Annotated in this window: 9 protein-coding genes and 1 pseudogene; 4 read left to right on the top strand and 6 right to left on the bottom strand. The window is 69.6% G+C overall.

What is annotated here, in order from left to right; all coding sequences use genetic code 11:
• A pseudogene (locus H5J26_RS24210) lies at positions 1-1872 on the bottom strand (hypothetical protein); the annotation flags it as partial.
• Between the two features lie 121 nt (positions 1873-1993).
• Positions 1994-4444: a SpoIIE family protein phosphatase gene (locus H5J26_RS24205; RefSeq protein ID WP_181768073.1), complete on the bottom strand. Its 2451-nt coding sequence runs from the start codon at positions 4442-4444 to the stop codon at positions 1994-1996.
• A 275-nt stretch (positions 4445-4719) separates the two neighbouring features.
• On the opposite strand from H5J26_RS24205, the gene H5J26_RS24200 reads away from it, so the two are divergent.
• From H5J26_RS24200 to H5J26_RS24190, 3 genes are all read left to right on the top strand, one after another.
• Positions 4720-5211 carry a DUF2975 domain-containing protein gene (locus H5J26_RS24200; RefSeq protein WP_181768072.1) on the top strand — a complete coding sequence of 164 codons (492 nt, stop codon included), beginning with the start codon at positions 4720-4722 and terminating at the stop codon, positions 5209-5211.
• Positions 5211-5480, top strand: a complete 270-nt coding sequence (locus H5J26_RS24195; RefSeq protein WP_181768071.1) for a helix-turn-helix domain-containing protein — start codon at positions 5211-5213, stop codon at positions 5478-5480. The genes H5J26_RS24200 and H5J26_RS24195 overlap by 1 nt, the downstream gene beginning before the upstream one ends.
• 160 nt (positions 5481-5640) lie before the next feature.
• Positions 5641-6798, top strand: a complete 1158-nt coding sequence (locus H5J26_RS24190; protein ID WP_181768070.1) for an NAD(P)/FAD-dependent oxidoreductase — start codon at positions 5641-5643, stop codon at positions 6796-6798.
• 517 nt (positions 6799-7315) lie between these two features.
• On the opposite strand, the gene H5J26_RS24185 is transcribed toward H5J26_RS24190, so the two are convergent.
• The 3 genes from H5J26_RS24185 to H5J26_RS24175 all read right to left on the bottom strand — a co-directional run bounded on the left by H5J26_RS24185 (position 7316) and on the right by H5J26_RS24175 (position 9013).
• Positions 7316-7618, bottom strand: coding sequence for a hypothetical protein (locus H5J26_RS24185; RefSeq protein ID WP_181768069.1), 303 nt, complete (start codon positions 7616-7618; stop codon positions 7316-7318).
• A 235-nt stretch (positions 7619-7853) separates the two neighbouring features.
• A complete protein-coding gene (locus H5J26_RS24180; RefSeq protein WP_181768068.1) occupies positions 7854-8159 on the bottom strand; it encodes a hypothetical protein in 306 nt (101 codons plus the stop codon).
• Positions 8160-8701: 542 nt separating this feature from the next.
• On the bottom strand, positions 8702-9013 hold the full coding sequence (locus H5J26_RS24175; RefSeq protein WP_181768067.1) for a hypothetical protein: 312 nt from the start codon (positions 9011-9013) through the stop codon (positions 8702-8704).
• A 302-nt stretch (positions 9014-9315) separates the two neighbouring features.
• Here H5J26_RS24175 and H5J26_RS24170 point away from each other — a divergent pair, with 302 nt between their 5' ends.
• Positions 9316-9567 (top strand): ANTAR domain-containing protein, encoded by a 252-nt coding sequence (locus H5J26_RS24170; RefSeq protein WP_181768066.1) that lies wholly within the window; start codon positions 9316-9318, stop codon positions 9565-9567.
• Here the strand turns inward: H5J26_RS24170 and H5J26_RS24165 are convergent.
• On the bottom strand, positions 9564-10104 hold a 541-nt coding region (locus H5J26_RS24165), incomplete at its 5' end, for an NAD(P)/FAD-dependent oxidoreductase (RefSeq protein ID WP_181768065.1). The genes H5J26_RS24170 and H5J26_RS24165 overlap by 4 nt on opposite strands.

Below are 10104 nucleotides of genomic sequence, written 5' to 3'. Positions count from 1 at the left end.
GGCCGCGGTCGCTGCGGAGGCCACGCAGAGCAAGGCCAACACCCCGAGGGTGGCGGTCTGTTGAGCGAGCGCCCAGCCGATCGCGGTGGCGGCCAGAGTGAGACCCGATACCAGAGCGGTGACGCCGGTCGCGACGTCCGCCACGGTGGCAGCCACGACCAGCAGGGCGATCGCCAGTGCGGCGACGACGGCCACGGTCGGACCGTACGACAGACCGAGTGCCAGTGGCGCCGTCGCACCGGCGGTCGCGCACAGCGCGGGCAGTACGGGCAGTACGGGCACAGACGATCGGGCGGCCCGCAGACGGCTCAACGCGCCCTCATCTCCGGGCTGTTGCTTGTCGCGCGCGGTTCCGCCGAGCCCTCCGGCGAGCAGCGGCACCGACAGCGCCAGCAGCAGGAGGATCAGCAGCGTGGCGGCGGAACCCGTCCATGCGTGAGTGCCGACGGCCTGACGGACCGGGCCGCGGGGCGGCCCCTCCCATGCGCGTGCCGCGAAGAACCACGGCCCGAACACCGCCTGTGCCACCGGCACCAGTGCCCACAGCAGTGCTCCGCACTGCACCACGACGGCCGCCACCACGAGCCCGGCCGACTGCGGTGCAGGTCGTTCCCGCACCACGCGCAGGACGAGCACCGCGCCCAACAGGCCCATCGCGCAAAGCAGATACACCAGCACCCGCCAGTCCCAGCCCGGCGTGCCCTCGGCCCGTACCACGGCCCACACGACTCCCCCCAGCGCCGTGATCAGCACCAGCCCGGCCGCCGTGCCCAGCGGGCCGGCCAGCCGACGGGCCTGGTGCCGCTGTCCCGCATAGAGCAGGACCGCCGCCGCCACCGCCTGCACGGCGCTCCAACGTGCGGCCGAGGCAAGGCCGTTGGGCTGCATCGACAGCGTCACGCCCATCATCAGCGCGCCCACCGGCACGGCCGCCACGGCGGCCGTCATCCGTACCGGCCGGGCGGTCGCCCGGGTGCCCTTGCCGTCCCGCTGCCCCGACACCCCCAGTGCGACGTCCGCCGCGAAGGTGAGCAGCAGCGCCACGGCGAGTGCGAAGGCCGTCTGATCCGAAGTCCCGTCCAGGGTCAGCGACCAGAGCGGCAGCGGCAGTTGGGCGACACCGACGGCGAAGGGCAGCGGCAGCCGCAGCCCCGGTGCCGGCAGCGCCAGCCCGTAACCGGCCCACAGCGCGGCGATCAGTGCCGCGCTCAGCGCCGAATAGGCGAGACCGTCCGTATACGGAAAACAGACCTCGTGGAGCGCGTACGCATCCAGCGCCAACAGCGCCAGCCCGAAACCGGCGACGGACTCGGCGGTGGCCACCAGCTTGCGGCGCAGCAGCACGAGCGGCACAGCGAGGGTTCCGAGCGTCAGCCCGCCGAGCACCGCCGCACGGCCGCCGACGCCCATTCCGCCCCAGTTCAGCAGCGTGAAGGCGAACGCGGCGACGGTGAGCAGCACACCGCCGAGCACGAGCAGGACGTTGCGTGCGGTGTACGAGGAGGTCTCGGCCTGTCCCGCGGCCCACGCCCGGGGCACTGGTCCGTGCGCCGGCACCGGTCCGAAGGCGCCTCCCGGACCCCCACCCTGGGCGACGCCCTGGGCCGGCGCGCCCTTCGCAGCACCCTGCGCCGCGGCTCGCAGCCCGGCCAGCAGGGTCTGACGGCGCCCGTACAGTGCGGCACGCCGCTGGTCCAGGCCGACCAGCTCCGTGTCGATCCGCCGCAACTCCTCGTGCTCCTCGCCGATCAACGGCAGTGCGCAGTAAGGGCAGTTGACGGGACCGTGCTCTTGCCGCTCTCCGTGCTCCATCGCCTGCCCGAGCGGTCCACGGCAGTCGGGGCAGTGTGCGAGCGGCTGGTTGTACTCCATGCCGGGCAGCCTGACGCGGCGCGCGCACCGCTGACATGAGTCGGAATACTCAGATCGGCACTTCACCGGGCCCGGCCCCGGTACGCCTGCCGCCCTCGGGCTCACGCTGCGACTCCCGCGGTCAGCGGACGAGCGGCAGCTCGAACCAGACGACCTTGCCCGACGTGAAGGACCGGGCCCCCCACTTCGCGGCGAGCTCGTTGACCAGTGTCAGGCCCCGTCCCCACTGGCCGTCGAAGGTCACGTCGGCACGATGCGGCAGGCGCTCGTCCGAGTCCGATACCTCCACCACGAGGCTGCCGCCCTTGGCCAGCTGGATCCCGATGTCGCCTCTGCCGTGCCGGAACGCGTTCGTGAACAGCTCGTTCGCCAGCAGCCGGGTCGTGTCCCGCATGCCGTCGAGGCCCCAGTCGATCAGCGTCCGGTCTATGAGCGACCGGGCCCTGGACGCCATGGCGGCCTCGGACGGGAGGCTCCAGCGGACGCTCCGGTGCCGGGGCATGGGCGTCGCCCGCGCCATGAGGAGCGCGAGGTCGTCGTCTGCCGACCAGGGAGCCAGGTCGGCGACCAAGCTGTCGCACCACTGCTGCACCGAGAGGATCGACGGTCCCGGCGCGGCCAGCGCCGACCCGAGGGCGTCGATGCCCTCGTCGATGTCCTTGCCCCGCTGTTCGATCAGACCGTCCGTGTAGAGCACCAGCGTGCCGCCTTCGGGCAGCACCAGGTCGGTGACGGGGTAGTCCGGGATTCCGAGCCCGATGCCGAGCGGCACCCCGGGCTCGACGGGGATCAGCCTGGTGGTGCTGTCCCGGTGCCGCAGCATCGGCGGCGGGTGGCCCGCGCTCGCGATGCCGCACTCCCGGGTCACGGTGTTGTAGACGGCGTACACGCAGGTGGCGTGCTGCATCGCGGGGCTGCTCTCGACGATGTTGTCCAGCCGCGTCAGCAGTTCCACGGGCTCCAGGTCGAGTCTGGCCAGGGTGTGCATCGCGGTGCGCAGCTGGCCCATGCCGGCCGCCGCGTGGATGTCGTGGCCCATCATGTCGCCGACGACCAGCGCGACGCGGTGGCCCGAGAGCGGGATGACGTCGAAGAAGTCCCCGCCGACCTCGGCGGAGCGGCTGGTGGACCAGTAGTGGTAGCCGATCTCCAGGCCCTGCCGGACGGGGATGTCCTTCTCGCCCGGCAGCATGTTGCGCTGCAGCGCGACCGCCGTCCGGCGCTCGTCGTCGTACATCCGGGCGTTGTCCAGATTCAGGGCCGTGCGCGCCGCGAGTTCCTCGGCGACCCGCCGGTCGTCCTCGTCCAGGGCGTCGCGTTCCGCGAACCGCCCGTACGTCACGAGCCCGAGGCACCGGCCGCGTGCCACCAGCGGCGCCATCACACCCGAACCCGGGCCGTACTCCTGGAGGCCCGGCAGTGCTTCTGCCGGGACGAGGACAGCGGCATTCCCTCCCCGCAGCTTCTCGGTGTGCCAGGACAGCCCCGAGCACAGGCTCCTGTGCGCGTGCGACCCCACCGGGTGGACGTATCGCCCCCCGGGGTCAGCCACCTGCACCCGGCGCGAGCGGTCGCCCGAAGGGCCGCGCCCGGCGAGCAGGACCGTGGCCGCCGGCCTGCCGGGGTCGGCGAACGCGCTGCCGTCGAGGAAGTCTGTACGCATCTCGACGGTCGCGAAGTCGGCGAAGTCCGGTACGACGAACTCTGTGAGCTCGCGCGCGGTCCGCGTCATGTCCAGAGTCGTGCCGACCTCGCTGCCGGCCTGATTCACCAGGTCGAGCCGCCGGCGCACACCTGAGGCCTCCAGCAGGGCGGTCTGCCGCTCCGTCACGTCGACGATCAGACCGCCCAGGCCCAGTACCCGGCCGTCATCGGAGGTCAGACGGAAGAACGTCACTGACCAGACCCCGTCGCGGTCACGGTGGCCCTCCGTACGGCCCGAGATCAGGACGTTGTGCAGCGGTTCGCCCGTCTCCAGGACCTTGCGCAGGTGCTTCTCGTACTCGCCCCTGTCCGCGGGCCGGACGACCTCGCTCACGCCGCGGCCGATGTGATCCTCCGCCGGGATCCCGTTGAAGCTGGCGAGCACGTCGTTGACCATGACGTAGCGCAGATCCGTGTCGAGGATCCCCATGCCGTGCGGGGAGGTCTGCACGAAGGCGTCCATGAAGGGTGTACGGAGGCCGCCCGGGGCGGACGCGCCGGCTTCCTCCGCTCCGGCTCCGCGCGGCGGCAGCTCGCTGATCTGGCACAGCAGCCCGGGGGCGCTGCTTCCCTCGGGAGGTCTCTCCGGTCCGCTGCCGCGGCCGCCTTGCGTCAGCGGCGAGCAGGTCAGCAGCACGTCCTGCCGGGCGCCGTCACCGGATGTCACCGGCACGATCCGGCAGTAGTCGTTGCCCGCCATCGCGCTGCCCCTGGCTTCGGCCAGTGCACTCAGCGCTGTCCCGGCGAAGAGCATGCCGCAGTGCCGGCCCAGCACGTCGTCGGCCGATCGGCCGAACCATGCGGCTGCAGCGGGACTCCACGAAGTCACGTGCTCCGCGTGGTCCAGGGTGAACGAGGCTGTAGGCATGTTCTTCCATGACCATGTTGAACGAATTGCCCGTTCTTGCAGTGTATGAGCGGAATCCGGCTGACGCCCGGCGGTCAGGACGACGCCGGACCCGAGCGATTGCGCATGGCCCGGCCATGGGCCCCGGAGGCCGGCCCAAGCCCTCAGCACCTCGGGCGCACGGAGCCCTTTCCGGGGGTATGGGGACGCGGACCCGTCCCACGAATGAATCCAGGGCTTGCCATTCCTATCGATAATCAATAGATTTCTATTGCTATTCGACCAAGGGAGCGACGATGGGAAAGCTGACGGTGCTTGCACTGCGCGCCGTGATGGTGGCGCTGCTCGCCGGAACGGTGCTCGTCCAGGCGGTGATGGTGGCGATGCTGACGGGCGCCATGAAGGAGAACCTTCTTGCTGACCACCGCACTCCGGCCCTCGTGATCACGGTCCTGGTCTTCGTCACGGTCCAGGTCGTCCTCTTCGGCGTATGGCGGCTGGTGACGATGGTGCGGCGTGGAACCGTCTTCTCGCACGCCGCGTTCCGCTACGTCGACCTCGTGATCGGCGCGTTCGTGGCGGCCGCACTCCTGGTGTTCGCGCTCGGGGTGGTCCTGGCACCGGGCGAGGCCGTGCCCCCGGGTGTCGTGGCCCTGCTGGGCGGGGTCTCCCTGGCGGTCTTCGGGGTCGCGCTCATCGTGCTCGTGCTGCGGATGCTGCTCGCACAGGCCCTCGCACGCGACGTCGAGGCGTCGCGGCTGGGGGCCGAGTTGGCCGAGGTGATCTGATGCCTATCGCCGTCGACATCGACGTGATGCTGGCCAAGCGGAAGATGTCCGTGGGTGAACTGGCGGACCGGGTGGGGATCACACCCGCCAACCTGGCGGTGCTGAAGAACGGCCGCGCCAAGGCGGTGCGCTTCACCACGCTCGCCGCGCTCTGCGAAGTGCTCGAGTGCCAGCCCGGGGACCTGCTGCGCTGGGAGCCCGGGAGCGCCGGGGAGCGGGACGCGGACGAGCCCGGGGAATCCGTCCCAGCCGGATCGTCGCCGTGGTGACCGCAGTCGCGGCAGCCGGCCCCTGCACACGATCCCCGGGTACGACGTCCGCCGTCGACGTCCGCACGCCTCACCCTCGCTGCCCCGGCCGTCGCACTGTCCGCAGCCGTGTGGGGCCTGCGCGCACCGGTGACGGACCCCACAAGGGACAGAGCACACCATGACGACAGCCGACTTCTCCCTCCGGCTCGGGGCCACGGACAACACCGACGTACTGGTGGTCGGAGCCGGACTGGCCGGTCTGAACACCGCCACACTCCTCGCCCGACAGGGACACGACGTGCTCCTGGTCGAACGCCGGGCCAATCTTGTCGGCGCGATCCGCACCACAGGGATCTTCGTACGGAAGACACTCGACGACTTCCCGCTGCCCCCCGACTGCCTGGGACCACCGATCCGACGCGTGGTCCTCTACCCCCCGAACCTGCGCCGCCCGGTGAGCCTCACCAGCCCCCGCGACGAATACCGGGTGGGCGACATGGCACCGCTCTACGAAGCCTCGGCCGCCGCCGCAGCCGACGCCGGCGTACGCATCGCACTGGGCACGCGCTACGCCGGCCGACAGAGCGACACCTTCCTCCTGGCCGGTCGGGACAGACCGACCGTGGTCCGGGCCCGCTTCGTCGTCGGCGCCGACGGAGCCCGCTCGAGAGTCGCCCGTGACCTCGCTCTCGACCGCAACCACCACATGATCGTCGGCGCCGAAGAGGTCTTCGAACTACCCGGAAGCGACGAGCCACCGACCTTCCACTGCGTACTCGACCCCTCGTTGGCCCCTGGATACCTGGCCTGGGTGATCAACGACGGGCAGCACGCCCATGTCGGCGTCGCAGGCTATGCCGACCGCTATCCAGACGGCCTTCGCCGGGCGGCGGAACGGTTCAGCGCCTCCGCTCCCGGACTGACCGGCGTCGAACGTCCCGAAACGGTGGAGCGACGCGCAGGCCCCATCCCCGTCGGCGGCCTGCTGCGCAGGATCAGCTGCGCCGACGGACTTCTCGTGGGGGACGCAGCAGGCGCAGTCTCCCCACTCACCGCCGGCGGCCTGGACCCGTGCCTACGGCAGTCGGAGCTCGCAGCCGAAGTGATCAACGACGCGCTGTGCACCGGGAAACCAGAGACGATGACGCACTACGACGGAGCCGCACTCCGCAGCCGATTCCGCGGACGCCTCATGCTGCGCCGGGGATTGGCCCGCGTACGGACGCCGACCACAGCAGCAGCGGCGTTCACGCTGCTACGCACACCACTCGGCCGGGCCGCGGCAAGCCGGGTCCTCTTCGGCGACAGGTCCTTCCCCGACCCCACACCCAGGTGAACTCACCACGAGCCGTTCCGATAAGCGCGGCTGCGGCTGCGTGATGTGGGGCGAATCAGCGTTGACCTGCAGGAGCACATGCTCGCCTGAGAGCCGTTACCCCGCCCCTGGTCCACCGGGTTTCGCCGTGAGTCGCCCTCCCATCCGGCACGTGGGAGCACGAAGCACGGTCCAGTCGAGTCGCCCCGGCGAGAGTGATCCCCGACTGTTTGGCCTGACGTTCCCACCAGGTCGAACCGGACTGCTGAGACGTGGAACAGGCGCGCCGTGAGCAGCTTGCTCACTGGACGGTGAGGGCTCGCGGGCTAGTGTTCCGAGCGAGGTGCTGACTGGGCGAAGCAAATGGGCTCCTCGCCGGTCCTTACTCCGGCGGGGGGCCTTGTCTGTCTGCCGAATGAGAGCTGGTGCACTTCGAAGCGGTTGTCTGTCGGGCCTTCCGCTCGGAGGACCGCATGATTCAGGGGCCGGCCCTTGCGGGCTCGGCCCCTGAATCATGAAACGAGACAGAACTCAGCGACTAGAGGATCGAGGTTCCGGTGCCGCCGGTGGCCTCACCCGCGGTGTTCTCGTTGTCGTCGTTGCCGAGGCCGCAGATCTGCTGAGTGGCGCTTGCGTCAGCGTCACCGGCGTCGCCGGTGGTCACCGGAGCGGCCGTGCCGGCAATGGTGACCGTCAGGCTGTTGCTGTCGGCGTCCTGGGTGCAGTTGACGGTCGGGAGTTCGGTGGGCTCCCCGCCGCCGGCGTAGGCGGCACCGGCACCGAGCATGCTGACGCCGGCGACCATGGCGGCCACAACGGCTGCTTCGCGAAGCTTACGCATTACTTCTCCAGTTCCATGAAGGCTAGATCGCGATCAGCAACGACCGCGTAGGCATACCCGAAGCTATTCAAGAGAGAAGTCGCATCCGACCCGCAACACGCCACTTGACCTGATTGGCCGTCATATTCGTTGATGACACTGACGCTTCCGCATTTCGCGCCGTGTGTTCACATGCTTCAGGGACCGAGCCAGTGGGCTCGGTCCCTGAAATGCGTACTTTCGCGAGGCTTCGCTATTACGCGAGGAGCTCGGTGCCGGTGCCGCCTGTGGCGGTGCCGCCGGTGTTCTCGTTGTCGTCGTTGCCGATGCCGCAGATCTGCTGGGTGGCGCTTGCGTCAGCGTCGCCGCCCTGGCCGGTGATGACCGGGACGAGGGTGCCCGCGATGGTGAAGTTCACGGTGTTGCTGCTGGCGTCCTGCTCGCAGTTGACGGTCGGAAGCTCCTCGTGCTCCCATCCGCCGGCGTTGGCGACACCGGCGCCGAGCATGCTGACACTGCCGATCATGGCGGCCACAACGGCTGCTTCGCGAAGCTTGCGCATTTGCTTCTCCACTCCTGAGGGGCTGGGTCGCGATCCGCAAAGATCGCGCACAGGTGCCTCAGAAGCTATTGGTAGAAAACATCCACTAAGTACGCAACACGCCGCTTTACCCGATTCAGAGGCCCGGTCTGCGTATCGCGATCAGACCTTGGGCAACGCTGAGCCAAACGCTGCGATCGGCCTCGTGCAAGGCGCAATCGGTTCATCTGAGAGATCCGGCCGGTGGCTGGGCACGGTTGGACGTCCAACACTGACGGCGTCTCGCCCATCGATCGACCGACGGAGGCACGCCGTGAGCAGCGTGTTCACATGACCGTGAAGGCTCGCGGGATAGGGTCCTGACTGAGGAATTGCTTCGCGAAGCAAGTGGGCCCTCGCCGGACATTGCTCCGGCGGGGGGCCCTGCGTGTCTACCTCACTGAGAGCTTGGTGCATGCCGGGGGCTGTCGAACCGACAGTCTGCCCTGAGAACGGCATGATTCAGGGGCCGAGCCTTGGAGGCTCGGCCCCTGAATCAGCATCGACAGGGCCGGTCGTCGCGACTACGGGGTGACGACCGGGGCGCCGCCGAGCACTGAAGTGCCGAAGCCACCGGCAGAGTCACCAGCGGTGTTCTCGTTGTCGTCGTTGCCGATGCCGCAGATCTGCTGAGTGGCGCTGGAGTCGGCGTCGCCCGCAGCGCCGGTCGTCACCGGAGCCAGGGTGCCGGCGAGGGTGAAGTCCACGCTGTCACTGCTGGCGTCCTGCTCGCAGTTGACCGTCGGGAGCTCCTGGGCGCTGGCCATACCGGCACCGAGCATGCTGACGCTTCCGACCATGGCGGCCACAACAACTGCTTCGCGAAGCTTGCGCATTACATCTCCACTTCCATGAGGCTGCGCGACAACAAAGATCGCGCACAGATACACAGAAGCTATTGGTAGAAAACATCCGCTAAGTAACACAACACGCCGCCTTGCCTGATTCAGCGTCTCCCCCTGCCCGTGATCGGCAGAGTCACCGTCGGCCATCCGCACGGTCAGGGGTGGCCGGTGATCGTCCGCGCCCAGCCAAGAAGTGGCAGGGATAGGCTGCGCCCCTCCCGGGCAGACTCGGGGTGCCTTCAGCGCGCAGAAGAGCGAGGACCGTCGTGAACGATGACCCGCAGGATGTGCGAATGGCGATCGAGCACTTGCGTCTCTCGCTGGAGAGACGGCCTGTCATCGATCACGCCCGGGGCGTACTCATGGCTGCGCACAGCCTCACTTCAGAGGACGCGTGGAAGGTCCTGGTGAGCGTCTCCCAGCACAGCCATGTCAAGCTCCGCACCGTGGCCGTGGACATCGTGGCGAACGCCGCGGGAGGCGACATACACGGGTCCTTCCCCCGGTCGATCGAGAACGCCTTGAAAGAGCTGCGCCCCGACTAGAAGCGGTCGGGACGGCAGCCCGCCAGCACCGGCTCGACGGCACCGTCGACCAGCTCCCGCGCGACCAGGCGGCCCACGGCCGGGGCGAGCGTGACCGCGGAGTGCAGCACCGCCACGTAGAGGCCGGGCACCTCAGCGACCGGGCCGACGATCGGCTCGCCGTCGGCCGGCATGGGGCGTACGCCGACCCGGGTGCTGAGCAGCTCGACGTTCGCGGCGCCGCGGAAGGTGGACCGGACGGCGGCGAGAGTCAGTTCGGGCGAGTCTGCGGCGGCGAGCAGCCGGTCCGCGGCGACCTGCCGGAGATCGAAGTCCCGGTTGTTGACCACGGTGCGGACCAGACCGGCCGGAGCACGGAACTGGAAGAGCGTCGCCGGCGACGGGTCGACCGGGATGCGTATGCCGAGCAGCGCGCCCAGTGCGGCCGTGGCCACCCCTGCCGCGAGCACCACGGTCGCACCGGAGACGGGCCCTGCGGCCGTCTCGACCCCGACAACCCGACCCGCGGCGTCTCCCGCGTCCGAGCCGGTTCCGCCC

The sequence above is a fragment of the Streptomyces albidus (ex Kaewkla and Franco 2022) genome (assembly GCF_013870515.1).
Taxonomy (GTDB): Bacteria; Actinomycetota; Actinomycetes; order Streptomycetales; family Streptomycetaceae; genus Streptomyces; species Streptomyces albidus.
Note: the sequence above shows the minus strand (reverse complement) of the source record. Positions and strands in the feature narration are given on the sequence as shown.